This window comes from Serratia sp. 4542 (assembly GCF_016805595.1).
Lineage (GTDB): Bacteria > Pseudomonadota > Gammaproteobacteria > Enterobacterales > Enterobacteriaceae > Serratia > Serratia nevei.
In genome coordinates this window covers 74841-101398 of record NZ_RXKV01000020.1, presented here as the reverse complement: position 1 = coordinate 101398, position 26558 = coordinate 74841, and the positions used below count along the sequence as shown (strand labels likewise).

Sequence of the window (26558 nt, the reverse complement as noted above, 5' to 3'; positions counted from 1 at the left end):
AGATACATAAATGCGAGATGTATCGCAAGTTTCACCCTGTTCAACCGAACAGGTGCAGCAGCACCGGGAACAGGAACGGTGCCAGCAGGGAGGTGATAATGCCGCAGATCACCAGCGCCAGCGAGCCGAAAGCGCCTTCCTGGTAGTCCATCTCCGCGCAGCGTGCGGTGCCCAGCGCGTGGGATGCGGTACCCATCGCCAGACCGCGCGCCGAGTGGGTGGTGATTTTCAACAGGTTGAACAGCGTATGGCCGAACACGGCGCCAAGGATACCGACGAAAATGACGCAGACCGCGCTGATCGCCGGAATGCCGCCGAGCGAGTCCGCGACGGCCATCGCGATCGGCGTAGTGACCGATTTCGGCAGGATAGAGGCGGCGATTTCCGGGGTGGCACCCAGCCACAGGGCGATGGCGCCGCCGCTGATCATGGCGGTCAGGCTGCCGATGAAGCACACCGCGATAATCGACTTCCAGCGCGCGCGGATCTGGTGCAGCTGTTCATACAGCGGGAAGGCCAGCGCGACGACCGCCGGCTGCAGCAGATCGTTGAGGATTTTGCTGCCCTGAAAGTAGCGCTCATAGGGGATGCCGGTGAGCAGCAGCAACGGGATGATCACCGCCATGGAAACCAGCAGCGGGTTGAGCAGCGGCACGTTCAGCTTGCGCGCCAGCCAGCGCGCGGCGAAATAGACCGCCAGCGTCAGCGGCAGCGACCACCAGATTTCATGGATCATGGGTTGCCCTCCGTGTCATCGGGCTTACCGGCGATGCGGCGCTCGCGGTGAAAATAGTGTGAGGTATAGCCGACCACCACCAGCACCATCAGCGTGCTGATGAGGCAAGAGATAACCAGTGGGCCCAGATGCGCGACGATCTGGTCATAGTATTTCATCACCCCGACGCCGATCGGCACGAACAGCAGCACCATGTAGCGGATCAGCAAGTGGCAGCCGGGTTTAACCCATTTGGCCGGCAGAATCTGGGTAGAGAGCAGGGCGAACAGCAGCAGCATGCCGAGGATGCTGCCGGGAATGGCGAACGGCAGCAGCGCCGCCAGCGCATTGCCGACGAACAGACAAAGGTAGATGAGGAGCAGGGCTCTCAGGTATTTCCAGCACAGTGTGAGCACGTTGGCCATTGTCTTTTCCCGTTTAACTGATGCATTCATCATACAATTATACTGTGAGCCATGCCACAGATCGCACCATGAATTCTCGCTATGGATGCCATGCCCGTTCGGCGGGTTGACAGCCCGCAATGGCTGCTACGCGCGGGCTCAGCGCGTGTCTTCGGCGGTTGTCGCCGCGTGTTCCGCCAGCCGGTGGCCGAGGAAGAAAAACAGCAGGCTGAGCAGCGCGGCGACGATCAGCATCACGAACATCAACGGCGGCGCAGCATAGCTGAGCAGCACCCCGCACAGCACCGGGTTGATGGCGCCGCCCAGCGCGCTGAGGTTCTGTACCCCATAGTAGCTGCCTTTCAGGTGCGGCGGCGCGATAAAGTCGATGAACATGTATTCCACCGGGATAACGATGATTTCGCCGAGGGTAAACACCGCCATCGCCGCCAGCCACAGCCAGACCGCCTGGCCGGCCACCATAAAACCGAGCAGCCCGACGATGAAAAACAGCGTGCCCAGCGCCAGCCAGCGCAGCATGTTTTCCTGACGCATGCCGCGGCTGAGCAGGTATTGCAGGGCGATGACGATGCTGGCGTTGACGATCATCACCAGCCCGATGATTTTGTAGGCGAACTCGGCGCTGGAGACGGTGATCAGGTATTGCGACAGATAGCCGGTGAACTGACCGAACACGACGGCACCCAGGGTACTGCCGAGAGTGAAGTAGATCAGCCGCCGATCGCTGCGCAGGATAGTCACCGTCTGGCGGAAGTTGGGGAGCGCCGCGGGGGCGGCGGCTGGCGTTGCGCGCTGTTCCCGACCGCGCAAGCGCAGGCTTAGCGTCGCCACCGTCGCCAGCGCCAACCCGCCCGACAGGTAAAACGGCAGCAGTGGGCTAAGCCCGGCCACCAGAACGCCGAGCGCAGAGCCGATCGCCCAGCCGACGTTGACCAATGTGTAGTTGATTGAGAAAGCCTTGATGCGCTGCTCGACCGGCAGCCAGTCGGCGAAACAGGCCTTAATGGTGATGCTCAGCACAGAATAACAGGTATGCAGGATCGCCAGCACCACGATCACGCCGCCGGGGCGCGGGATCCAGGGAAGGGCGAAGAAGCTCAGCGCAAACAATAAAATCGACAGCAGGATCAGGCGGTTCTTGCTGAATTTGTCCACCAGATAGCCGCCGTACAGGCTGGCAAGGATGCCGAGGGTCAGGCTGACGCCCAGGATCACGCCCACGCTTTTCGGCAGCAGATGGAAATGCTCGGTGAGATAGATGGTAATGAACGGCAGCGTCACGCCGCGGCCGATGGTCAACACCAGCGAACAGGCCAGCAGCATGTTAATCAGCGAGGGGAATCCCTTCATTCGAAGCCTGTGTATGCATACAGTTATTGGGCAATGCAGATAACATAGCGTATTTTGGCGAGGACGGAAGGGGGAAGCCGAAAATTAGTTTAAAAACAGAGGCTGCGTCGGCAGCCTCGTCAAAAACAGCATTATTTACCGTGTTCGGCCTGCAGCGTGGCGAACCACGGCTGCACGAAGTCGCTGCTGCTGCCCCAGCCGGGGATGATCTTCGCCAGCCCGGCGACGTTGACCGGCCCCGGCTGCGCCAGCAACAGCGCTTGCGGAATGACCGTCGCTTTGAACTGATAGCTGTCCGGCGTGCTTTCCCCGGCGATCTTGTTGGCCACCAGGCGCAGGTTGACTGCACCGATAAGCTTCGGATCCACCGCCACGCTGACCTGCCACGGGCTGCCGGCTTCGCGCATCAGTTGCAAGTCCTGGTTGGAGATATCGATGCTGTACAGCTTGATTTCGGTGCGGCCATTCTCTTTCAACGCCTTGTAAGCGCCCTGGGTAAAGGCATCCCAGGTGCCCCAGATGGCGTCGATCTTGCCTTTCGGGTATTTCGCCAACACCGCGCCCACCTTGTTGGCGGTATCGCCCTGTACGTCGGATGAGACCGCACCGATCGATTCCAGCTCGTGAATGCCCGGATGCTGTTTCAGCAGCTGCTGATAGGCGGCCTGGCGACGTTCCATCGGTGGGAAGCCGGCCACCCAGAGTTTGATGATGTTGGCCTGGCCGTTGAAATCCTTCACCAGCTGGCCGAAGGAGGCGTTGGCCAGCGAAGCGTCGTCCTGCTGCGAGACGGTGACGCCGGGAACGCTGCCGCTGACGTCGGTATCGAAAGCCGCGACGGCGATGCCGGCCGCCGCGATGCGTTTGACCAGATCGGTGGAATAGGGGGCTCGCCCCTGCGAGAGGATGATGCCGTCATATTTCTGGCTGATAGCCTGGTTGACGAAGTCCTGGAAACGCGCGTCGTCGCCGTTGCTGAGGAAGGTGTCCACCTTGAAGCCCAGCTTGCGTCCTTCCTGAATGGTGCCCGCCAAAAATTGCGTGGTGTTGTCGTCGGATCCGAGGTTGCGGATCACCGCGATGCGCACCGGCCCCTGATGCTGAGCGATGGCGGCCGGCACGGCGGCGTTTTCCGCCGCCTGCAGCGGCAGGGCGGCCAGCAGGCTGAGGGCGAGCAGCGAAGTCTTGAGATTTTTCATTATTATAGGCTCCAAAAAAGCGGGTAAACGGTCCCGGTGAAGGTCTGTTATAGCAGTCTTTCTGTCTGGACGTCTATTTGTTGTTGCGGAGCATCATAGCGAGATGCGGCGGGCGAGGGAATCAGAGCGGTTATGACTTTTTCTTACTGTTTATAACGTTGGGTTTGAGGCATTAAAAAGGGCCGAGCAAGCTCGACCCTTGATGTAACGCGCCGGCGCGGTTACTTGACCTGCATGCCAGGCTGCGCGCCGCTGTCCGGGCTCAGCAGGAAGATCTCTTTCCCGCCGGGGCCCGCCGCCATCACCATGCCTTCCGAAACGCCGAAGCGCATTTTGCGCGGCGCCAGGTTGGCGACCATGATGGTCAGGCGGCCTTCCAGCGCTTTCGGATCCGGGTAAGCGGAGCGAATGCCGGAGAAGATCTGGCGCGATTCGCCGCCCAGATCCAACTGCAGCTTCAGCAGTTTGTCGGAGCCTTCGACAAAGTCGGCGCTTTTGATCAGGGCGATGCGCATGTCCACCTTGGCGAAGTCGTCGAAGGTGATGGTTTCCTGAATAGGATCATCGGCCAATGGACCGGTCACCGGCTTGGCGGCGGCCATGTCTTCTTTCGAGGCGTTGACCATTTCGTTGACCTTGTCCAGATCGATGCGGTTGAACAGCGCTTTGAATGCGTTCACCTGGTGGCCCAGCAACGGCTGCGGGATTGCGTCCCAGCTCAGCTCGGCGTTGAGGAACGCTTCGGCGCGTTCGGTCAGCGAAGGCAGCACCGGCTTCAGGTAAGTCATCAGCACGCGGAACAGGTTGATGCCCATCGAGCAGATGGCCTGCAGATCGGCGTCGCGGCCTTCTTCCTTCGCCACCACCCAAGGTGCCTGCTCATCCACGTAGCGGTTGGCCAGATCGGCCAGCGCCATGATTTCGCGGATCGCGCGGCTGAACTCGCGGCCGGCGTAAGCTTCGGCGATGCTCTGCGCCGCGTCGACGAAGGTCTGGTACAGCGCCGGATCGGCCAGGCTGTCGGCCAGCTTGCCGCCGAAGCGTTTGTTGATAAAGCCGGCGTTACGTGACGCCAGGTTCACCACCTTGTTGACGATGTCGGCGTTTACGCGCTGCACGAAGTCTTCCAGATTGAGATCGATATCATCAATGCGTGAAGAGAGCTTGGCGGCGTAGTAATAGCGCAGGCAGTCGGCGTCCAGATGCTGCAGGTAGGTGCCGGCCTTGATGAAGGTGCCGCGCGATTTGGACATTTTGGCGCCGTTCACCGTCACGTAGCCGTGCACGAACAGGTTGGTCGGTTTGCGGAAGTTGCTGCCTTCCAGCATCGCCGGCCAGAACAGGCTGTGGAAGTAGACGATGTCCTTGCCGATAAAGTGATACAGCTCGGTGGTGGAATCTTTGCGCCAGAACTCGTCGAAGTCCAGATCGTCGCGCTTGTCGCACAGGTTCTTGAAGGAGCCCATGTAGCCGATCGGCGCGTCCAGCCAGACGTAGAAGTATTTGCCCGGCGCATCCGGGATCTCGAAGCCGAAGTAAGGCGCATCGCGGGAGATGTCCCACTGCTGCAGGCCGGATTCGAACCACTCCTGCATCTTGTTCGCCACTTGCTCTTGCAGCGCGCCGGAGCGCGTCCACGCCTGCAGCATTTCGCTGAAGGCCGGCAGGTCGAAGAAGAAGTGCTCGGAGTCGCGCATCACCGGCGTCGCGCCGGAAACCACGGACTTCGGATCGATCAGTTCCGTCGGGCTGTAGGTGGCGCCGCACACTTCGCAGTTATCGCCGTATTGATCCGGCGATTTGCATTTCGGGCAGGTGCCCTTCACGAAACGGTCCGGCAGGAACATGCCTTTCTCCGGATCGTACAGCTGAGAAATGGTACGGTTCTTGATAAAACCGTTTTCTTTCAGGCGGCTGTAAATCAGGGTGGACAGCTCACGGTTTTCATCGCTATGGGTCGAATGGTAGTTGTCATAGCTGATGCCAAAGCCGGCGAAATCCTGTTGGTGCTCCTGGCTCATCTCCGCGATCATTTCTTCCGGTTTCACGCCCAGTTGCTGCGCTTTCAGCATGATCGGCGTGCCGTGCGCGTCGTCCGCGCAGATGAAATGCACTTCGTGGCCGCGCATTCGTTGGTAACGCACCCAGATATCCGCCTGGATGTGCTCGAGCATGTGGCCGAGATGGATGGAACCATTTGCGTACGGTAGCGCGCACGTCACCAATAATTTTTTCGCGACTTGAGCCATAGTGAGAACTTGCTTTCTGTAATGAATAAAAGGGCCTTCGATGTTAACCGATCGCGCCCTTCGCTGCTAGGGCGGTTTCTTGCAGGTTATATGCGCCAGCGGCAGCGCAGTTCTGATATGCTTAGCCGGAAGCTACTCATTCAAAATCAAGGAGCCGGGATGAACGCAAAATCCCCTGAGCAGACCAACCCCGAAGTTCTGCGCGCCCTGGTGACCGGTGTACTGGCCGCCTTTGAACACCCGACGTTGAAAAACAACCTGACCGCATTGAAGGCCATTCATCACTGCGCGTTGCTGGACGATGTGCTGCATATCGAACTGACGATGCCGTTTGCCTGGCAGAGCGGTTTTGAGGCGCTGCAGGCGAGCGTCGCCCCCGAGCTGTTGCGCGTGACCGGCGCTTCCGCTATCGACTGGAAGCTGAAACACGACATCACGACGCTGAAACGCGCCAACGGCCAGGCCGGCATCAAAGGCGTGCGCAACATCGTCGCCGTCAGCTCCGGCAAAGGCGGGGTGGGGAAATCCAGCACCGCCGTCAACCTGGCGCTGGCGCTGGCCGCCGAAGGGGCCAAGGTCGGTATTCTGGATGCCGACATTTACGGCCCGTCGATCCCCAACATGCTGGGTACCGAACATGAGCGGCCGACCTCGCCGGACGGTCAGCACATGGCGCCGATCGTGGCGCACGGCCTGGCGACCAACTCCATCGGTTACCTGGTGACCGACGATAACGCCATGGTGTGGCGCGGCCCGATGGCCAGCAAGGCGCTGATGCAGCTGCTGCAGGATACGCTGTGGCCGGATCTGGATTACCTGGTGCTGGACATGCCGCCGGGCACCGGCGACATCCAGCTGACGCTGTCGCAGAACATTCCGGTGACCGGCGCGCTGGTGGTTACCACCCCGCAGGATATCGCTTTGCTGGATGCCGCCAAGGGCATCGTGATGTTCGAGAAAGTGCATGTGCCGGTGCTGGGCATCGTGGAGAACATGAGCGTGCACATCTGCAGCAACTGCGGTCACCATGAGCCGATCTTCGGCACCGGCGGCGCTGAAAAGCTGGTGCAGAAATACCACAGCCGTCTGCTGGGGCAGATGCCGCTGCATATCTCGCTGCGCGAAGACCTGGATCGCGGTACGCCGACGGTGATCAGCCGCCCGGACAGCGAATTCGCCGAGATGTATCGTCAGCTCGCCGGCCGCGTGGCCGCGCAGATGTATTGGCAGGGCGAGGCGATCCCGACAGAGATTGCGTTCCGCGCGCTGTAATCTGCCTATGGCAAGGCAAGAGCCCGGCTTAAACGCCGGGTTTTTTTATGGGATGCGAGCAGGGTTGTGCAAATCCGCGCGGGTATAAGGACGTTCGATTTGCGCCAGCGTTTTGGCGATATGTTCCAGCAACCCCTGGGTGGGGGCCGGCTGACGCTGTCCCATCAGTGCCAACGGCAAGGCCAGCGCGATGGCCAGGTGTGGCCAGGAAAGGCATGGGCGAGCCTTGGCGCGTTGCAGCCACAGGAACAGTGCGCTGGCCAGGTAGCCTAAAATCAATCCGCTGATCACCTCGGATACTGAGTGAACGCGAATTTCCAGCCGCGACACGCCGATGGTGAAAGGCAATATCCACCCGGTCAATAGCGCGAGGCTGCGCACCGGATGGGAAAATCGGCCGGTCAATGCCCAGAGCAGCGGCGGCCAGATGCTGGCTGCGAGGGCCGAATGGCCGCTGAATCCGGTGAAATCATAACTTGCGTTACCAATACCCCAGCCCATAAAGGCCAGTTTGGACAGGCAGACCAGCCCGCCGGTGAAGCCGAAGATCAACGCCCACTGCCAGCCTGCCGCGCGTGTGGCGGAAGACGCGAGCAGCAACAAAAACAGAATCAGCGCGCAGGGTAGCAGCAGCATGCTGTCGCCGAAAAAAGTCAAAAAATACCAATCCAGCACATCAATCTCCGATGAAAGACTACGGGGTCCAGAAGTCAGCGCTGGAGTTTAACCTGTTGCCGGGCATTACCCTAGCCGTGAGATTCTTAAAATGCCGCTTTGCCGATACGGCGCGATAGCCCGAATTCGCCCGCCGTCGCGCAATATACAGTGGCGCAAACCTCGACGACTCCCTATAATTGTCGCGTTTTAGTTCCCCCCTTCACATTACGAAATCAGGTCTTTAATTTTATGACTGACAATCCGCATCAGTGCGTCATTATTGGTATAGCTGGCGCATCTGCCTCCGGAAAAAGCCTTATTGCCAGCACGTTGTACCGCGAACTCCGCGAGCAGGTCGGCGATGAGCACATCGGCGTTATTCCAGAAGACAGTTACTATAAAGACCAGACTCACCTGACCATGGAAGAACGGGTCAAAACCAACTATGACCACCCGAGCGCCATGGATCACAACCTGCTGTTCCAGCATCTGCAGATGCTGAAGGCCGGCAAGGCGATTGAACTGCCGCTGTACAGCTACACCGAACACACGCGCAAGAAAGAAACCGTCCATCTCGAACCTAAAAAAGTGATTATTCTGGAAGGGATCTTGCTGCTGACGGATATCCGCCTGCGCCAGGAGATGAACTTCTCGATCTTCGTCGACACGCCGCTGGATATCTGCCTGATGCGCCGCATGAAGCGCGACGTCAACGAGCGCGGCCGCTCGATGGATTCGGTGATGGCGCAATACCAGAAGACCGTGCGCCCGATGTTCCTGCAGTTTATCGAACCTTCCAAACAATACGCCGATATCATCGTCCCGCGCGGCGGCAAGAACCGCATCGCGATCGATATTCTGAAAGCCAAAATCAGCCAATTCTTTGAATAATGCCGCTTAATGGCCGGAAATGTGCATTTCCGGCCGGTGGCCAACTATTTGCACCCCGGCGTAGACCTTTCGCCCGTTGTGTGGCAATTTTTGTTTAGTGACGCGTTTTGATGGAGAAGAAAGACATGAGACTGTGCGACCGCGATATAGAAGCCTGGCTGGATAGCGAGAAACTGGTGATTTCCCCGCGCCCGCCGCTCGAACGCATCAACGGGGCCACAGTAGATGTCCGTTTGGGCAATCAGTTCCGCGTGTTCAGTGGCCATACCGCGCCTTTTATCGATCTTAGCGGGCCGAAAGACGAAGTCAGCGCCGCGCTGGATCGCGTGATGAGCGACGAGATTGTCCTGCCGGAAGGCGAGGCGTTCTTCCTCCATCCCGGCGAGCTGGCCCTGGCGGTGACGTTCGAATCCGTGACGCTGCCGGACGATCTGGTCGGTTGGCTCGACGGCCGTTCTTCTTTGGCGCGCCTGGGGCTGATGGTGCACGTGACCGCGCACCGTATCGATCCGGGCTGGCATGGGCGCATCGTGCTGGAGTTCTACAACTCCGGCAAGCTGCCGCTGGCGCTGCGGCCGGGGATGCTGATTGGCGCCTTGAGCTTTGAGCCGTTGTCCGGCCCGGCTGCTCGGCCATACAACAGCCGCCAGGACGCAAAATATCGCGATCAGCAGGGTGCAGTAGCCAGTCGAATCGACAAGGACTAACGGAGCGGGATGCACCGTCGGTGTGGCGCTGACAAGAGGGTGGCATGAGAAGATTACTGACGACATTGGCGATTTTACTGGTGGTCGTGGTGGCGGGGATGTCCGCGCTGGTACTGCTGGTCAATCCGAATGATTTTCGCGGCTACATGGTCAAAAAAGTCGAGCAGAAGAGCGGCTACCAGCTGACGCTCGAAGGCGACCTGCGGTGGCACATCTGGCCGCAGCTCAGCATTTTGGCCGGCCGCATGACGCTAACCGCACCGGGTGCCAAAGCGCCGGTGGTGAGTGCGGAAAACATGCGCCTCGATGTCAAACTGTTGCCGCTGCTGTCGCATCAGCTGTTTGTGAAGCAGGTGATGCTGAAAAACGCGGTTATCCGCCTCACGCCCGACAGCGAAGAGCACTCGCAGGTGGACGCCCCGATCGCACCCGCCGGTAGCGGTACTGACGCGGCAGACGCGGCCTGGAAGTTCGATATCGATAATCTTCGGGTGGTGGACAGCCTGCTGATTTGGCAGCGTGCCGATAACGAACAAATCAATGTCCGGGATATCAACCTCACCCTGCAACAAACGCAAAAACGCCAGGCGCAGCTGGAACTTTCCAGCCGGGTCAACCGCGATCAGCGTGACCTGACCTTCAGCATGGCGGCCGATGTCGATCTGCAGCAGTTCCCACGCCAGATTGGCGCCAAAGTGACCCAGTTCAATTACCAACTGGCGGGCGCGGATATTCTGAACGGCGGTATTCAGGGAGAGGGTAATGCGCAGGTTGTCTATCAGCAGACGCCGGCGCAGATTGCCGTCAGCCAGCTGAACGTCAGCGCCAATAACAGTCAGTTGACCGGCGATATCAGCGCCACGCTGGGGGCAGTGCCCGGCTATGTGGTGAACCTCAATTCGGCAAACCTCGATCTCGACGCGCTTTCCGGCTGGCAATCCAGCACCACGACCGCCGAGCAGCCCGCCGTGACTTCCGCGCCGGTGATCGCCAGCCAGGTTGACGATCGGCAGCAAAACCTGGAGGCGCTGCGCGATTTCACTGCACAGTTGAACCTGCAGGCGGCACAGGTAACCTATCGCGGTATGAACGTTACCCAGTTGGCCGTTACGGCGGACAACCAACGCGGCCTGCTGACGTTGCGCAAGCTTGCCGGGCAATTGGCCGGCGGAGATTTCTCCTTGCCGGGAACGCTCGACGCGCGCGGCAATAAACCGGTGATAAGCGTGCAACCGGTGCTGAATCAGGTTGAGCTCGGCACGGTGCTCAAGGCATTCGATATGCCGCAGATGCTCACCGGCAAGTTCAGCATGAAAGGGGATCTGACCGGCGATCGCCTCTCTTCACAGGCATTTGAGCGCCGCTGGCGCGGTACGGCGCAGCTGGCGATGCAGGATGCGCAGCTGCACGGTCTGAATATTCAGCAGCTGATTCAGCAGGCGGTGGCGCGTAATGATAACAGCGTACGTGGGCAAGACAGCTATCAGCGCTATACCGAGGTCAAAAGCGTCTCGGCGCAGGCCAGTCTGAATCAGGGCACGGTCGAACTCAGCGGCCTGACGGCGGATTCGCCTTTGCTGGCGCTGACCGGCGCCGGCAGCATCGATATGCCGGGCAAACAGTGCGACATGGCGCTCAACGTGCGCGTCACCGGCGGTTGGCAAGGGCGCGGCGAGCTGATTGAGCAACTGCAAAAAACGCCGATCCCGCTGCGGGTCTATGGGCCTTGGCAACAGCTGAATTATCAACTGCAGGTCGATCAAGTGCTGCGCAAAACGCTGCAGGATCGGGCCAAGGATGCGTTGAACAAATGGGCTGAAAAGAACAAGGATTCGCGCGAAGGCCAGGATCTGAAAAAGCTGCTCGACAAGCTGTAATCTCCTCTGACGCGGGTCGCATTGTGGCCCGCGTCAATCTCGATGTTTCCCGCGATAATTTCTCTCCGTTACCTTGATGAAGGTCATGAAGACTCGCGCGCAGTTTGTGCAGAGTAAGGGACTGTTCTGCTATGACTATGCGCCTGAGCGCGAAAACATGACGAGTTGAGGAAACATGATAGAGCTTCTTATTGGCGCCGTAGTGGCGGCGGGCGTGGGCCGTTACATCATCAAGGGGTATTCCGCCACCGGCGTCTTGATGGTGGGCGGATTACTGCTGCTCGGTATCAGCGCCCTGATGGGGAAAACGCTGTTGCCGTCCGGCGCGGCGTCTACCGGCTGGCGCGCGACCGACATGATCGAATACGTCAAGATCTTGCTGATGAGCCGCGGCGGCGATCTGGGCATGATGATCATGATGCTGTGTGGTTTCGCCGCTTACATGACGCATATCGGCGCCAACGACGTGGTCGTCAAGCTGGCCTCGCGCCCGCTTCAGATGATCAACTCGCCTTATCTGCTGATGGTGGCGGCCTATTTTGTCGCTTGCCTGATGTCATTGGCGGTCTCTTCCGCTACCGGCCTCGGCGTATTGCTGATGGCGACGCTGTTCCCGTTGATGGTGAACGTTGGCATCAGCCGCGGGGCGGCGGCGGCCATTTGCGCTTCGCCGGCGGCGATTATTCTGGCGCCCACCTCTGGCGACGTGGTACTGGCGGCCAAGGCGGCGGAGATGCCGCTGGTGGACTTCGCGTTCAAAACCACGCTGCCGATCTCGATTGCCGCCATCGTCTGCATGGCCGTGGCGCACTTTTTCTGGCAGCGCTATCTCGACAAAAAGAACAATGAAAAGCATCACATCATGGACGTCAGCGAAATCAACACCCACGCGCCGGGGTTCTATGCGATTTTGCCGTTTACGCCGATCCTCGGCGTGCTGATTTTCGACGGAAAATGGGGGCCGGAGCTGCATATCATTACTGTACTGGTCGGGTGCATACTGTTGGCGGCCGTGATCGAGTTTGTGCGCAGCTTCAGCGCCAAACAGGTATTCAGCGGCCTGGAAGTGGCCTATCGCGGCATGGCGGACGCTTTCGCCAGCGTGGTGATGCTGCTGGTGGCCGCGGGTGTATTCGCGCAGGGGCTGAGCACCGTTGGCTTTATCAGCGGCTTGATCGGGCTGGCGCAGTCGTTCGGCACCGGTGGTTTGATCATGATGTTGGTGCTGGTGGTGATCACCATGCTGGCGGCCATGACCACCGGTTCCGGCAATGCGCCGTTCTATGCGTTCGTCGAACTGATCCCGAAACTGGCGGCGCAGATGGGCGTGAATCCGGCCTATCTGGTGATCCCGATGCTGCAGGCGTCTAACCTCGGCCGCACGCTGTCGCCGGTCTCCGGCGTGGTGGTGGCGGTTTCCGGCATGGCGAAAATCTCGCCGTTCGAAGTGGTGAAACGCACTTCGGTGCCGGTGATTGTCGGGTTGGTGGTGGTGATCGTGGCGACCGAGCTGTTGGTTCCCCAGTAAAAAAAAGGCCGGGCGATGCCCGGCCTCAATGCTAAACCTCGTAGTCCTCCGGTGGGGGAGGCGGGGTGATCTTCACTTTCAGAATGCGGTGGCTGTTAACCTCCAGCGGTTCGAACAGATAGTCACCGATCTTGATTTGCTCGCCTTCTTGCGGCACACGCTGGCTGTGTTCCATCAGCAGCCCCGCCAGCGTGTGGTATTCGCGTTTTTCTTCCAGCGGCATCGGCAGGTACAGCACCAGATCTTCCAGCGGCATATAGCCGTTGGCAATCCAGCTGCCGTCTTCGTTTTGCTGAATGTCATGGCGTGCGTCCACCTCTTCGCCGGCCTCCGGCAGATTGCCGGCGATGGTTTCCATCACGTCCGTCAGGGTGACGATACCTTCGACGGAACCGAACTCGTCGACCACAAAGGCAAAGTGCGTCTGCGCCTGGCGGAACTGTTCCAGGGCGCTTAACAGCGTGAGCTGTTCCGGGAAGATCAGCGGTTGGCGTATCAGCGCGCGCAGATCCAACGGCGCCTGCGCCAACTGCTGTTTGAGGACGTCGATAGTATGGATAACGCCCAGCGGTTCGTCGCTGGCGCTGCTTTCCACCACCACGATGCGCGTGTGCTGATTACGCTCCAGCAATTGCGTCAGTTTCTCCTGCGGATCGTTCAGCTCGAGGTATTCGACGTCGTGACGCGAAGTCATGATGCTGCTGACCGTGCGCTGCGCCATGCCCAGCACGCGTTCGATCATGCGCCGCTCTTGCTGATTGAAGATCTCGCCGTTTTCGCTGTCGCTGTCCGCCAGCAGGTTGGCGGAGTGGCTGTCGACCTCCGCTTCTTCGTGTTTACCACTCAGCATGCGCAGTACCGCCTCGGCGGTGCGCTCGCGCAGTGGCCGCACCTTCGACAGGAAGCGCCGGCGGTTGAACTGTGCCAGTTGGTTCAATGCTTCGATCATCACCGAGAAGCCGATCGCCGCGTAGAGGTAACCTTTCGGAATATGATAGCCGAAGCCCTCCGCCACCAGGCTGAAGCCGATCATCAGCAGGAAGCTCAGGCACAGGATAACGATAGTCGGGTGAGCGTTGACGAAGCGCGTCAGCGGCTTGCTGGCCAGCAGCATCAGGCCGATGGCGATACACACCGCGATCATCATCACCGCCAGGTGGTCGACCATGCCGACCGCGGTGATCACCGAGTCGAGCGAGAAAACGGCGTCCAGCACCACGATCTGCGCCACCACCGGCCAGAAACGCGCGCCTTTGCGTGCGCCGTGCTGCTCTTCATCCTTGCCCTCCAGCCGTTCGTTCAGCTCCATGGTGGCCTTGAACAGCAGGAATATCCCGCCGACCAGCATGATCAGATCGCGGCCGCTGAAGGGGTGCTCCGCGACGATGAACATCGGTTTGGTCAGCGTCGCCAGCCACGAGATGGAAGCGAGCAGCGCCAGGCGCATGACCAGCGCCAGCAACAGACCGACGACACGAGCCTTATCTCTTTGTTGTTTTGGTAGTTTGTCCGCCAGAATGGCGATGAAGACAAGGTTGTCTATACCCAGAACGATTTCCAGCACGACCAATGTGGCCAGGCCGGCCCAAATTGTTGGATCAGCGATCCATTCCATACGCCCAATTTCACCTGTAAGTTCTACGGCTTATGCCGCACGGGAATGATGGGCGCTGGGGCGGCAAAATTCAACTTTAATCAGAGGAAGGGGATGAAAACAGGTTATTTTGGCAGAAAAAGTACCCAATATTTCAAAGCACATTCAGGTGTAGCTGGCATAACGGAGAAACGGTGCATGAGAATGCTAACTGGGCTGTTCATAAAAGACACATGCTTTAAATGTCAATAATATCAAAGTATTGAAATAGGTTTCTTATGCTATTATTTGCATGGCTCCAGCGAGTTAGTAGTCTTATTCTGAAAACACCTAACCACGGGTATCTAAGGCTTGTATCAGCAAGTCAATAGTATAAGAATCTTAGCCATATAAGCGAAGATAACTCGAGTTTTTTGGTTATAAGGGCATAGATTCTCGTTATTCTTCAAGCTGCGAAATACCAATGTGTGATACGTGCACTTTAGTCATGTACAGAAGCGTACTTAGCGTTCATTGGATTGCGACAGGGATTTTCATAACAGCGTTTTGGTAGCTATAAGCCAAGGGCGGTAGCGTGTCTGATCGAATTGTTTGCGTTGCTATGCTTTACCTAAAATGTGTGATTTATACTATATAAATCATAAGGTTGCTTGTGGAAGTGGAAATGCAGAAAAGACTGAAAGCTGTGATCCCAGTGGCGGGTTTAGGAACTCGTATGTTGCCGGCAACCAAGGCGATCCCTAAAGAAATGTTGCCGGTGGTCGATAAGCCACTTATCCAATACATTGTCGATGAGTGTGTCGCCGCCGGCATTAAGGATATCGTGCTGGTCACCCACTCTTCGAAGAATGCGATTGAAAACCATTTTGACACTTCTTTCGAGTTGGAAGCCGTGCTGGAAGCGCGTGTAAAACGCCAGCTGCTGGCTGAAGTGCAAAACATTTGCCCGCCGGATGTGACCGTGATGCAGGTGCGTCAGGGGCAAGCGAAAGGGCTCGGGCATGCGGTATTGTGCGCGAAACCCATGGTAGGGGATTCCCCTTTTGTCGTCTTGCTGCCAGATGTGTTGTTGGATGATGCAACCGCGGATCTTCGTACAGAAAACCTGGCTAAAATGATCCAACGCTTTGAAGCTACAGGGTGCAGCCAAATCATGGTTGAACCGGTACCAGAGCAGGATGTGTCAAAATATGGTGTAGTGGATTGTGCAGGAGTAGCACTGGTTGCAGGCGAAAGTGCGCCGATGTCTGCCGTGGTTGAAAAACCCGCACGCGAGGAAGCGCCATCTAACCTGGCGGTTGTGGGGCGCTACGTGCTCTCCGCCGCTATTTGGCCGTTGCTCGAGAAGACGCCTCCAGGCGCGGGCGATGAGATCCAGTTGACCGACGCTATCGCCATGCTGATGGATGAGCAAATAGTGGAAGCCTTCCATATGAGCGGTAAATCACACGACTGCGGCGATAAACTTGGCTATATGAAGGCCTTTGTGCAATACGGTCTACGCCATGCCACAGAAGGTGAAGATTTTTCGCAATGGTTGAAGCTGGCCTTGAATAACAACTAACATGTGGCTGAGTACGTTTACAAGATTGAAGAGGACGAGCATGACGAAGTTGAAAGCTGTCATTCCTGTCGCTGGTCTGGGCATGCATATGCTACCGGCGACCAAAGCGATTCCTAAAGAGATGTTGCCGATCGTCGATAAGCCTTTGATTCAATATATTGTTAATGAGTGCGTAGCGGCAGGTATCAAAGAGATCATTCTGGTTACGCATTCATCTAAAAATGCAATAGAAAACCATTTCGATACGTCCTTTGAATTGGAAGCGATGCTCGAAGCTCGCGTTAAGCGCCAGTTGTTGGATGAAGTCCAATCAATAACGCCGAAAGGCGTAACGTTGATGCATATTAGGCAAGGGCAACCAAAGGGGCTGGGTCATGCGGTACTTTGCGCCAAGCCATTGATCGGAGACTCTCCTTTCGTGGTGCTGTTGCCGGATGTGTTGCTTGATGATGCTAAAGCCGATCTGAAAAAAGATAATCTGGCTCACCTCATTTCCCGCTTCGAAGAGACGGGTTTGAGTCAGGTATTGATCCAACCCGTGGATGAGCATGTTTTGCGCGACTATTCCGTTGTGGAGTGCCAGAACAATGCGTTGCGACAAGGTGAATCTTCACCCATTACCGCGATTATCGAAAAACCGGACAGTGATGTTCAACTGAAGTCCAACTATTCAGCCGTTGGGCGCTACGTGCTTTCAGCCACTATCTGGCCCATTTTGGAAAAAACCGAGCCGGGTGCCTGGGGACGCATTCAGTTGACGGACGCGATTGCCGAATTGCTGAAACATCAGACGGTAGAAGCCACAGAGTTGGTTGGCGAGTCGTTTAACTGCGGTGAAAAGATGGGTTACTTGCGGGCATTCGTGACATATGGCTTACGCCATCCAACGCAGGGTAAGGCCTTCCGTGAGTGGGCTGAACGACTGTATTTGTAAAATATATCGATTACTCTTAATGACCGGTTGGGAACGATGCTTAACTGGTCGCTGCTATGTTTAGGACAAAAACGACGGGCTTGCCGCAGCTCTTTTTTTAAGAATTATGCAATAATGCTCCGAGAGTTTAAGTCTAACAAATCTGAATTCAACACTTGCTCAATGAACGCGCATCTTAGAGTGCCTTCGTGTGAGTATTGACAACTCATTTCGCTGAGTGCCGCAGTAGGCGCCATGGTTGGCCTGGGGCTTGGCATTACATGCATTTTTACTTTGAAAGTGATGATAACTCGATGGCAAAAAAAAAATGGAAACTGATACCGCTTCTGGTATCTATCAGTGTGGTCAGCGGCTGTACTATCGTGCCGGGCTCTCATCTTTCAACCAGTGGCAAAGACGTCGTAAAACAGCAAGATAGTGATTTTGATCTTAACAAGCTGGTAAATATTTATCCGATGACGCCGAGCTTGGTCGAGAAAATGCGGGCGAAGCCGGTTGTGGCGCAGCCGAACTCGTTGCTGGAGCGCGAGCTTCAGACTTACGAATACCGTATCGGCATCGGCGATGTATTGATGGTCACTGTGTGGGATCACCCCGAACTGACTACGCCAGCTGGCCAATACCGCAGCGCTAGCGACACGGGTAACTGGGTCAATTCTGACGGCACCATCTTCTATCCCTATATTGGCAAAGTAAAAGTTGCGGGCAAGACGATGGTTCAGGTTCGCGAAGAGATCACCAACCGCCTAGCACAGTATATTGAGAGTCCGCAAGTGGATGTAAGCATCGCGGCGTTTCGTTCGCAGAAAGTCTACGTGACGGGTGAAGTGGCGGCCTCCGGGAAACAGGCAATCACTAACGTGCCGTTGACCGTGATGGACGCGATCAATGCAGCAGGCGGTCTGGCGGAGAATGCCGACTGGCGCAACGTGGTGTTAACGCATAATGGTAGAGAACAGCGTATTTCTTTGCAGGCGTTGATGCAGCGCGGCGATCTGACCCAAAACCGTTTACTTTATCCCGGCGATATTCTTTACGTTCCGCGCAATGATGATTTGAAAGTCTTCGTGATGGGCGAGGTTAAGAAGCAAACTACGCTGAAGATGGATCGCAGTGGTATGACCCTAACCGAGGCGTTGGGCAATGCAGAAGGCATGGATCAATCCTATTCCGATGCGACTGGCGTATTTGTGATTCGTCCTTTGCTCGGCAAGGGGAACAACAAGCTGGCGGATATCTATCAGTTGAACGCGTCTGATGCGGCCGCCATGGTCATGGGCACAGAATTCCAACTCCAGCCGTATGATATTGTTTATGTGACCACCGCACCGGTTGTTCGTTGGAACCGCGTCATCAGCCAATTGGTACCGACGATCACCGGGTTCAACAACTTGACAGAAGGTTCATTGCGCGTGCGAAATTGGCCGTAGTAGGGTGGTGTGAAGCATGTTTGATTCTATTTTGGTTGTATGTGTAGGAAATATTTGCCGCTCCCCTACCGGGGAGCGTTTATTGAAAAGAAATTTACCGCATAAAAAGATCAGTTCGGCTGGGCTGGGTGCTTTAGTGGGGAAACCGGCAGATGGCAGAGCGACAGACGTTGCAAACCAGCATGGCCTATCGCTTGACGGGCACCAAGGAAAACAGCTAACTGCTTCTATGTGTCGTGAGTATGACCTGATTCTGGTGATGGAAAAAGATCACATCGATGCCGTATGTAGACTGGCGCCGGAGGTCAGAGGTAAAACCATGCTTTTTGGGCATTGGATAGGGAAACGTGAAATTGCCGATCCCTACCGCCAAAGTCGCGAAGCGTTTGAGTTTGTCTATCGCCTTCTTGAAGAATCCGCCCATAAATGGACGCAAGCCTTAAGCCGATAATCAGTCAGGACTATCAATGTCAGATAAAAATAGAGTAAATAATTCAGGAAGTGAAAAGTCAGATGAGATCGATCTGGGGCGTCTGTTAGGCGAGTTGATTGATAACCGCTGGCTGATCATTGGAGTAACGGCATTATCCCTGACCCTGGGTATTCTGTATTGCTTGTTTGCTACGCCAATTTATCGTGCCGATGCTATGGTGCAAGTTGAGCAAAACGTAGGGAATGCATTACTTAATAACATTAACCAGATTTTGCCTAATGGGCAACCCGAGTCGGGTCCTGAAATAGAATTATTGAAGTCTCGGATGATCTTAAATAAAACAGTAGAAGATCTTAATCTTCGGACCATCGTTGAGCAGGAATATTTTCCTCTGTTTGGCAAAGGCTTCGCTCGTTTGACTAAAAAGGTGCCGGGAAAAATAGCGGTTTCCAAATTCGACCTACCAGAAGCATGGGCTGAAGACCCTTCGGTGACGTTAGTCGTTGGTGATGGCAAAAGCTTCTCTATCCTGCGTGACGGGGAAGAGATCGCTAAGGGTAGTGTTGGACGTTTGCTTGATAACAACGGCGTGACCATCTTGGTAAGCAATATTGAAGCACCGCAGGGTACGAAGTTTAAAGTTTCTAAGATCAGCGAAATGCGGGCAACGAATAATCTGCTGGATAAGTTTGAAGTTGCCGATAAAGGCAAGAACACTGGTGTGTTGGGGCTAGGGCTCACCGGTGAGAATCCGGTCCTTATTAGAGAGATTTTGGACTCCATTTCAAGAAACTATCTTGAACAAAATATTGTGCGAAAGTCGGAAGAAGATGCGAAAAGCTTGGACTTCCTGAGGGATCAGCTGCCTAAGATCCGTAATTCACTTGACTCTGCAGAGAATAAACTCAATCAATATCGACAGCAGAAAGATTCAGTCGATTTATCGCTCGAAGCGAAATCTGTCTTGGATTCGATTGTCGCTGTCGACTCTCAGCTGAATGAATTGACTTTTAAAGAAGCGGAGATTTCTAAGCTCTATACCAAACAGCATCCTTCATATCGTGCATTGCTTGAGAAACGTAAAACGTTGGAAAACGATCGAGACAGACTCAACAAGCGTGTGAGCGCGATGCCTAAAACGCAGCAAGAGATTGTGCGTTTAAGCCGCGATGTACAATCGGGCCAAGAAGTATACATGCAGTTGTTGAATAAAGAGCAGGAACTTGGTATTTCGAAGGCAAGTACTGTGGGTAACGTACGGATTATCGATCGTGCCATCACGCAATCAAAACCGGTAGAGCCTAAGAGCATCATTGTAATTCTCTTCAGCATTGTGCTAGGAGGAGTGCTGTCTGTGGGTTATGTCTTGTTGCGTTCGTTCCTACATCGCGGCATTGAAAACCCGGAACAGCTGGAAGAGTTGGGTATCAATGTGTATGCGAGCGTGCCACTCTCTGAGTGGCAGCAGAAGAAAGACCAAGAGTTCGTCCTGAAAAATAAAGGGCGGAAGCTCAATAGCGATTCCAACTCACTGCTTGCCGTCGGCAACCCGGCAGATCTGGCTATCGAGGCGATTCGTAGTCTACGAACCAGCCTTCACTTTGCCATGATGGAAGCTAAAAATAATGTGTTAATGATCTCTGGGGCAAGTCCCGGCATTGGTAAAACCTTTATCAGTGCTAACCTGGCAGCCGTTGTGGCGCAGGCAGGTCAGCGCGTGTTATTCATCGACAGTGACATGCGTAAAGGGTATATGCATGAAGTGCTAGGTCTGGAGGCTAAAGATGGCCTGTCAGATATTCTTTCCGGCCGAATCACTGCAACTTCTGCTGTCAGAAGCACAGTGCACGGCGGTTTCGCTTTCATTCCGCGTGGCCAGATCCCACCTAATCCGTCAGAATTGTTGATGCACAGCCGTTTCTCCGAGGTTTTGGCGTGGGCATCAGAAAATTATGACTTGGTGTTGGTCGATACCCCGCCGATTTTGGCCGTTACTGATGCTGCAATTATTGGTAAACACGCCGGTACATCGCTGATGGTTGCCCGTTTTGAACTGAACAGTCCTAAAGAGGTTGAGGTCAGTATCAGACGCTTCGAGCAAAATGGTATTGATATCAAAGGCGTTATTTTGAACGCGGTGATGAAGAAAGCCTCGAATTACTATAATTATGGTTATGATTATTACGAATACAGTTATAAATCCAAAAGCTAAATAAAGTTATGCCAGAGAGGCTGTTAACAGCCTCTTTAGTTTTGCATGATCTGAAGCTGATGTGGTGAATATAATATCAAAAACCACGCTTATACCTATTGTTATCAATTGTCTTTCATACAATCTAACAGTCTGCCTCTGACTGTCAAAATAGATGGGTTTAATGGTGTAGGTGAGCTTTGATTTTAGCTTTACTTATAGAAAGTATAACTGTTTCGATGTGGTAAAAAATACCTGTACGTAGAATGTCTGTGTGGTGTACTAAGGTAAGATTCTACTAATAAAGGAAAAAAACATGAGTGCGCTTGCCTACTCAAAAAGAACTAATTTAGTTAAGTTATCCCTCGCCTTTTCTGATTTCATATTTTTTACTTTATCGTTGAGTATCGCGATCTATCTTATTAGTTTTTTTGGGTGGAATATCAACGAATTTATCCCAGAGTCAGAAATGCCGGCACGTTTTCTTACGCATGTTATGCTATCTTTAGTATGCGTTGCTTGGTTTTGGGTTCGCTTGCGTCACTATACATATCGCAAACCGTTCTGGTTTGAACTGAAAGAAATATTTCGCACATTGCTCATTTTCGCAGTATTGGATTTGGCCCTGGTTGCCTTTTCAAAGTGGCAGTTTTCCCGTTATGTATGGATACTCACTTGGGGAGTTGCATTGTTATTAGTACCATTCGCGCGGGCAATAACCAAGCGGATCCTAAATAAGTTAAATTTGTGGAAAAAACACACGATTATTATCGGTTCGGGCAAGAATGCCTGTGATGCGTATAGAGCATTACAAAGTGAAGAAGTTCTTGGTTTTGCGATCTGCTCGTTCTTTTCCAGCGGTGAGTCAGGTGAGAAAACCTTGTTTGACAAACCAGTTATTGCGAATGAAGCTGAGCTCTGGGAACTATGTGATCCTGAAACCACCCAATTCATTGTAGCATTAGAGTTTGAACAGAACGCACTGCGTGATGAATGGCTAAAAAAATTGGCGAAGCACCACTGCCGTTCAGTTTCAGTGATACCTACGCTGCGCGGGGTTCCGCTATATGGAACTGATATGTCATTCATTTTCAGCCATGAGGTTATGATCCTTCGGGTCAGTAATAATTTGGCTAAGCGAACATCTCGTTTTTTGAAGCGTATATTCGACATTGTGGGATCGGCCAGCATCATTGTCTTGCTATCTCCAGTGCTGCTCATATTGAGTTATCTAGTGAAGAAAGACGGCGGAAATGCTATCTATGGTCACGAACGTATTGGCCGCGATGGTCACAAATTTAAATGCCTGAAGTTCCGTTCTATGGTAACTAATTCGCAAGAGGTATTGCAAAACCTCTTGCAAAATGATCCTGAAGCCCGCAAAGAGTGGGATAAAGACTTTAAATTGAAAAATGACCCGCGTATAACCCGCGTTGGTCAATTTATCCGTAAAACGAGTCTTGATGAGTTACCTCAGCTTTTCAATGTATTGCGGGGAGAGATGAGCCTCGTCGGTCCTCGTCCGGTGATCGAAAAAGAACTGGAACGCTACGCTGGCGATGTCGACTATTATCTGATGGCGAAGCCTGGCATGACAGGGCTGTGGCAGGTGAGTGGTAGGAACGATGTCGACTACGACACGCGCGTTTACTTTGACGCATGGTATGTCAAGAATTGGTCGCTGTGGAATGACATCGCCATTCTCTTTAAAACCATCAACGTTGTTTTGAAAAGAGATGGGGCGTATTGATCACAAGCGATACCCTATCGCAGGGGCAGGACAATAACGTTCTGCTTTCCTACGGCTGCTGAAGTTGATGTTGTCATGCCCCTTTTGTTAATGCTTAAGAATATAACTCTTTGAGTTTATCTCTATAGTGTAATTCAATGAGGATGTATGTTAAAAAATAAAAAAATTGCCATAGTTTTTACCGCCTCTATTTTAGGTGGCCATGAACTGATGAGCGTTGCTCATATAAAAAAGTTTGTTAAAAAGGGATTTTCCGTTTCGTGTTATCTGCCGAGTGACAACGGCAAGCTTATTGCTTTATTAGATTCAGCCAGTATTAATTACGAATTGCATCATGTGCTGCATAAAAGAATGGAGATCATTCATTCTTTCTTTAATCCTCTTCATGTCATAAAGTCGAGTCTTCTGCTCAAGAAGCTAAGCCATACCCATGATTATATGGTAATTATTCAGGGCGATATTGAGCTTGGTGCCGGTTTTTTAAACGGCAGCCGTTTACTGGGGTTGGGCAACAGAGTCGTTAGCTACATCCCGTATGCGCACAGTTTTGAGAAGATGGGAAGTCGCCTGGCAAAGGCGAAGGATTTCCTGGCGAAATTTGCTTATAGAAACTGTGATAACTACGTAACTATCTGCAACCAATTTCGCCATGATTTGAAAGAAAAAAATAAATCGGCAAATGTGAGAGTGTTGAGGAATTTTGTTGCTAAGCCGGCACCAAAAGACATCCGAGGCGTTGGTTATGAGTTTCTCTCAAATCCAGAAAAAATAAAAATACTGATGGCGGGTAGGGTGTTCTTCCGCCAGAAGGGGCAGGATATTTTGCTTGAGGCGCTGCGTGATATCAATAACCGTGTCGATCTGACAGTGATAGGCGATGGCCCCGATCTCGATGAAATGAAGCACACAGTCCGTCAGCTAGGAAATAATATAAACGTTGAGTTTTTAGGCTGGAAAGATAATGTCTGGGATTTCGCATACGATGCAGACTTAATTGCGATTCCGTCAAGCTATGAAGGCGTGCCGCTGATCATGCTGGAGGCTCTGAAAAGGAATGTACCGGTCATAGCGCCAGCCAGAGATGGCATGTTGGATTATCTAGGGAAAGACAGTTTGTATTTTGTTGGTGATAGCGAATCAGACGTTGATAAGTTAAGAGAAAAGATAGCGCTATTCATCGCTAAAAAAAATAGACTTGGTGCTAAAACCATTAATAACTCAAATGAAATTGTATAACGAGACTAAAATGAAGAAGATTCTTATTGATAATCGGTGGAGCGGTTCAGGAGGGATAGGGACATTCTCAGAACAAATAAATGCTATCAATAATTATTCTGATGCCGAATTTCAGGGCGAACCATATAGTCCGTTAGATTGTGTGAAAACAACCCTGAAGTTGTTTTCAAAGAAAGGGCGCGTAATATTTTTCCCTGGCTATATCCCCCCGCTGTTCTCGCGGGAACCCTATGTCTTCACCATACATGACCTTAATCATATTGACAGGTCGGAAAACTCCAGCTTTTTCAAAAGAATTTTTTATCGATTCGTCATATTAAACGGCTGTAAGAAAGCCCAACTTATCTTTACCGTTTCCGAGTTTTCCAAGAAAAGAATCGTCGAGTGGTCCGGCGTTGACGCCAACAAGGTCATCAACGTGGGTAATGGCGTATCGGAAGACTTCACCCCGGTGGGTGATACCTTGAATTTCCCTTTTGACTATTTTCTTTGCGTCAGCAATCGCAAGGCGCATAAGAATGAGTTTGGCACCCTGGCGGCCTTTAAGCAGGCGAATTTGCCGGAACATGTCAAATTGCTGTTTACCGGGAAAGCCACCGAGGAGATCGAACGTAAGATCGTTGAGTTGGGACTCAGCGACCGGGTGGTTTTCACCGGCTATATCGAAAGCGAGGCCCTACCAAAACTCTATCGCGGGGCACGTGCGCTGATCTTCGTTTCGTTCTATGAAGGGTTTGGGCTGCCCGTTGTTGAGGCTATGGCGAGTGGTGTACCGGTGATAACCTCACACACAACTTCTCTGGGGGAAGTGGCGGGCGATGCAGCACAGCTGGTTGATCCGGAGAATATCGGTGAGATCGCCGGCGTTATGACCAAGGTCAACCACGATGAAGGGCTGCGTGCGCAAATGAGGCAGGCTGGCCTGCAACGGGCTAAGAAGTACTCATGGAATATGACGGCGAAACAGGTCGATGAGCAGTTGAATAAGATCCTATAAATGATTATATGAGAGAGCTTGTGTGGTCGATAAAAAGGTAATGGCAAAAAATACCTTCATGTTGTATGGCCGAATGTTACTCATCATGTTCGTGACATTCTATACATCAAGAATGGTTTTGAATACGCTAGGGGTTTATGATTTTGGCTTATATAGCGTTGTTGGCAGTATAATCGTTTTATTTTCATTTATACAAAACGTTTCTGCACTGGCTACTCAACGTTTTTTATCTGTCGGCCTTGGCAAGAACGACCATAAATGGACCAACAGCGTATTTAATGTCAGCATTATTGTGCATCTCATTATTTGTGGACTGGTCTTGATTTTATCTGAAACAGTCGGGCTTTGGTTTTTACTGCATAAGCTTAAAGTACCCGCTGAGCGTTTAGACGATATCTTCTGGGTCTACCAAGTCTCGATCGTTTCGTTGATTTTCCAGATTATGCAAACGCCGTTTATGGCCTCGTTGATCGCCAGCGAAAAGATGGATCTCTTTGCCAAGATCGGCATCTTTGACGCATTTCAGCGCTGGCTAATGGTATTCTTGTTTACCCTGTTTTATTTCCAGAATAAAATAATCAGCTATTCCTTGTTCCTGCTCGTTGGTTATGTATTGGTATTTGCCGTTTACGTATTGATATGCACGAAGAAACTCAGCATATGCAGGATAAATATACGCGTTAAAGAAAATATCGGCTTGATTAAAGAGATCTTCTCTTTTTCAAGTTGGTCGATGATTGGCTCTTTAAGCGTGGTGGGGTTGTCTCAGGGGATCGCCCTGCTGACATATTATTTTGTCGGCGTTGTTGCCAATGGATCCATTTGGCTGGCAGAGCAAATTCTGGTCGCTTTCAATCGCATCATTGGCACCTTACAGACCGCTATCAACCCGCAAATAATCAAGCACCATTCCATCGGCAACAGCGATCATGTCACCTCGCTGATCTCACTGTCATGCAAACTCACGGGGTTTGTGGTGATGATCTCGGCAATCCCGGTGTTCATCGATGCGGACTATATCGTCAGTCTCTGGCTTGGCCAGGCACCGCCTTATCTGACGGGGCTGATAAAAATAGTCGCCATATATATTCTGATTGATTCGCTATCTGGCCCCTATGTTACCGCTATATATGCTGTTGGAAAGTTGAGAAACTACCAGTTCATCGTGTCGGCGTTCATGATGCTTTCGCTGCTGTTGACGTTTATACTGTTTACCCTCGGGGCTTCTGTTTATGTAGCTGTATCCGCCAGGATCCTGTGCGCATTCTCTCTATTGATTTTTAGAGTTATCTATGTAAATAGAATTGCAGGGGTAAGTGCCAGTGAATTTATTTTCATCGACCTGCCAAAGCTTGGTTTTGTTGCATGCGTTGCCGTTTTTGCTATGCAGTATATGAGCAATTATCTGCCTGGCGGATTTGTGGGGTTAGTTCTGTTGACTGCCATTAATTTAGTTTTGGTTATGCTTGCTTTCTCTTTTGTTGTGTTGAAAACAGAAGAGAGAAAGCAAATTATACAATTGATTAAGAATCGATTTTAAATTATTTATAGGTATCTTT

Annotated in this window: 21 protein-coding genes; 14 read left to right on the top strand and 7 right to left on the bottom strand. The window is 53.2% G+C overall.

Features of this window, described 5'->3' with window-relative positions:
- Positions 1–40 precede the first annotated feature (40 nt).
- The 5 genes from EKL15_RS23645 to metG all read right to left on the bottom strand — a co-directional run bounded on the left by EKL15_RS23645 (position 41) and on the right by metG (position 5938).
- Positions 41–736, bottom strand: a complete 696-nt coding sequence (locus EKL15_RS23645) for a CidB/LrgB family autolysis modulator (RefSeq protein ID WP_203090462.1) — start codon at positions 734–736, stop codon at positions 41–43.
- The gene (locus EKL15_RS23640; protein WP_038880991.1) at positions 733–1140 is read right to left on the bottom strand and encodes a CidA/LrgA family protein; all 408 of its coding nucleotides are present in this window, start codon (positions 1138–1140) and stop codon (positions 733–735) included. Before EKL15_RS23640 ends, EKL15_RS23645 begins: the two co-directional genes overlap by 4 nt.
- Positions 1141–1278: 138 nt before the next feature.
- On the bottom strand, positions 1279–2490 hold the full coding sequence (locus EKL15_RS23635) for an MFS transporter (protein WP_100396899.1): 1212 nt from the start codon (positions 2488–2490) through the stop codon (positions 1279–1281).
- A 131-nt stretch (positions 2491–2621) separates the two neighbouring features.
- The gene (locus EKL15_RS23630; RefSeq protein WP_087762204.1) at positions 2622–3689 is read right to left on the bottom strand and encodes a sugar ABC transporter substrate-binding protein; all 1068 of its coding nucleotides are present in this window, start codon (positions 3687–3689) and stop codon (positions 2622–2624) included.
- Between the two features lie 221 nt (positions 3690–3910).
- On the bottom strand, positions 3911–5938 hold the full coding sequence (gene metG, locus EKL15_RS23625) for a methionine--tRNA ligase (protein ID WP_100396900.1): 2028 nt from the start codon (positions 5936–5938) through the stop codon (positions 3911–3913).
- Between the two features lie 159 nt (positions 5939–6097).
- Here metG and apbC point away from each other — a divergent pair, with 159 nt between their 5' ends.
- On the top strand, positions 6098–7210 hold the full coding sequence (gene apbC, locus EKL15_RS23620) for an iron-sulfur cluster carrier protein ApbC (protein ID WP_193158869.1): 1113 nt from the start codon (positions 6098–6100) through the stop codon (positions 7208–7210).
- 45 nt (positions 7211–7255) lie between these two features.
- On the opposite strand, the gene EKL15_RS23615 is transcribed toward apbC, so the two are convergent.
- A complete protein-coding gene (locus EKL15_RS23615; RefSeq protein ID WP_084826552.1) occupies positions 7256–7885 on the bottom strand; it encodes a phosphatase PAP2 family protein in 630 nt (209 codons plus the stop codon).
- A gap of 231 nt (positions 7886–8116) precedes the next feature.
- On the opposite strand from EKL15_RS23615, the gene udk reads away from it, so the two are divergent.
- From udk to dcuC, 4 genes are all read left to right on the top strand, one after another.
- Positions 8117–8758, top strand: a complete 642-nt coding sequence (udk, locus tag EKL15_RS23610) for a uridine kinase (RefSeq protein WP_004938922.1) — start codon at positions 8117–8119, stop codon at positions 8756–8758.
- Between the two features lie 125 nt (positions 8759–8883).
- Entirely contained in the window at positions 8884–9465 is a 582-nt protein-coding gene (gene dcd / locus EKL15_RS23605; RefSeq protein ID WP_019454407.1) for a dCTP deaminase, read from the top strand.
- Between the two features lie 44 nt (positions 9466–9509).
- Positions 9510–11342: an outer membrane assembly protein AsmA gene (gene asmA / locus EKL15_RS23600; protein WP_203090460.1), complete on the top strand. Its 1833-nt coding sequence runs from the start codon at positions 9510–9512 to the stop codon at positions 11340–11342.
- Between the two features lie 175 nt (positions 11343–11517).
- Complete coding sequence (dcuC, locus tag EKL15_RS23595; protein ID WP_060440357.1) at positions 11518–12870, top strand: anaerobic C4-dicarboxylate transporter DcuC; 1353 nt, start codon at positions 11518–11520, stop codon at positions 12868–12870.
- A gap of 31 nt (positions 12871–12901) precedes the next feature.
- Here dcuC and EKL15_RS23590 read toward each other — a convergent pair whose 3' ends face one another.
- A complete protein-coding gene (locus EKL15_RS23590) occupies positions 12902–14485 on the bottom strand; it encodes a TerC family protein (RefSeq protein WP_060440356.1) in 1584 nt (527 codons plus the stop codon).
- Between the two features lie 643 nt (positions 14486–15128).
- Between EKL15_RS23590 and galU the strand changes: the two genes are divergently transcribed.
- The 9 genes from galU (at position 15129) to EKL15_RS23545 (ending at position 26539) form a co-directional block, all read left to right on the top strand.
- Positions 15129–16028 carry a UTP--glucose-1-phosphate uridylyltransferase GalU gene (galU, locus tag EKL15_RS23585; RefSeq protein ID WP_084826548.1) on the top strand — a complete coding sequence of 300 codons (900 nt, stop codon included), beginning with the start codon at positions 15129–15131 and terminating at the stop codon, positions 16026–16028.
- 40 nt (positions 16029–16068) lie between these two features.
- Positions 16069–16962: a sugar phosphate nucleotidyltransferase gene (locus EKL15_RS23580; RefSeq protein ID WP_100396936.1), complete on the top strand. Its 894-nt coding sequence runs from the start codon at positions 16069–16071 to the stop codon at positions 16960–16962.
- Between the two features lie 293 nt (positions 16963–17255).
- Complete coding sequence (locus EKL15_RS23575) at positions 17256–18392, top strand: polysaccharide export protein (RefSeq protein WP_089186857.1); 1137 nt, start codon at positions 17256–17258, stop codon at positions 18390–18392.
- 16 nt (positions 18393–18408) lie between these two features.
- Positions 18409–18843: a protein tyrosine phosphatase gene (locus EKL15_RS23570; protein WP_089185719.1), complete on the top strand. Its 435-nt coding sequence runs from the start codon at positions 18409–18411 to the stop codon at positions 18841–18843.
- A gap of 16 nt (positions 18844–18859) precedes the next feature.
- Positions 18860–21037, top strand: coding sequence for a tyrosine-protein kinase Wzc (gene wzc, locus EKL15_RS23565; protein WP_089185720.1), 2178 nt, complete (start codon positions 18860–18862; stop codon positions 21035–21037).
- A gap of 295 nt (positions 21038–21332) precedes the next feature.
- On the top strand, positions 21333–22766 hold the full coding sequence (gene wbaP, locus EKL15_RS23560) for an undecaprenyl-phosphate galactose phosphotransferase WbaP (RefSeq protein ID WP_089185721.1): 1434 nt from the start codon (positions 21333–21335) through the stop codon (positions 22764–22766).
- A gap of 147 nt (positions 22767–22913) precedes the next feature.
- Complete coding sequence (locus EKL15_RS23555) at positions 22914–24002, top strand: glycosyltransferase (protein ID WP_100396902.1); 1089 nt, start codon at positions 22914–22916, stop codon at positions 24000–24002.
- A gap of 10 nt (positions 24003–24012) precedes the next feature.
- Entirely contained in the window at positions 24013–24999 is a 987-nt protein-coding gene (locus EKL15_RS23550; protein WP_089185723.1) for a glycosyltransferase family 1 protein, read from the top strand.
- A gap of 22 nt (positions 25000–25021) precedes the next feature.
- A complete protein-coding gene (locus EKL15_RS23545) occupies positions 25022–26539 on the top strand; it encodes a hypothetical protein (RefSeq protein ID WP_203090458.1) in 1518 nt (505 codons plus the stop codon).
- Positions 26540–26558 lie beyond the last annotated feature (19 nt).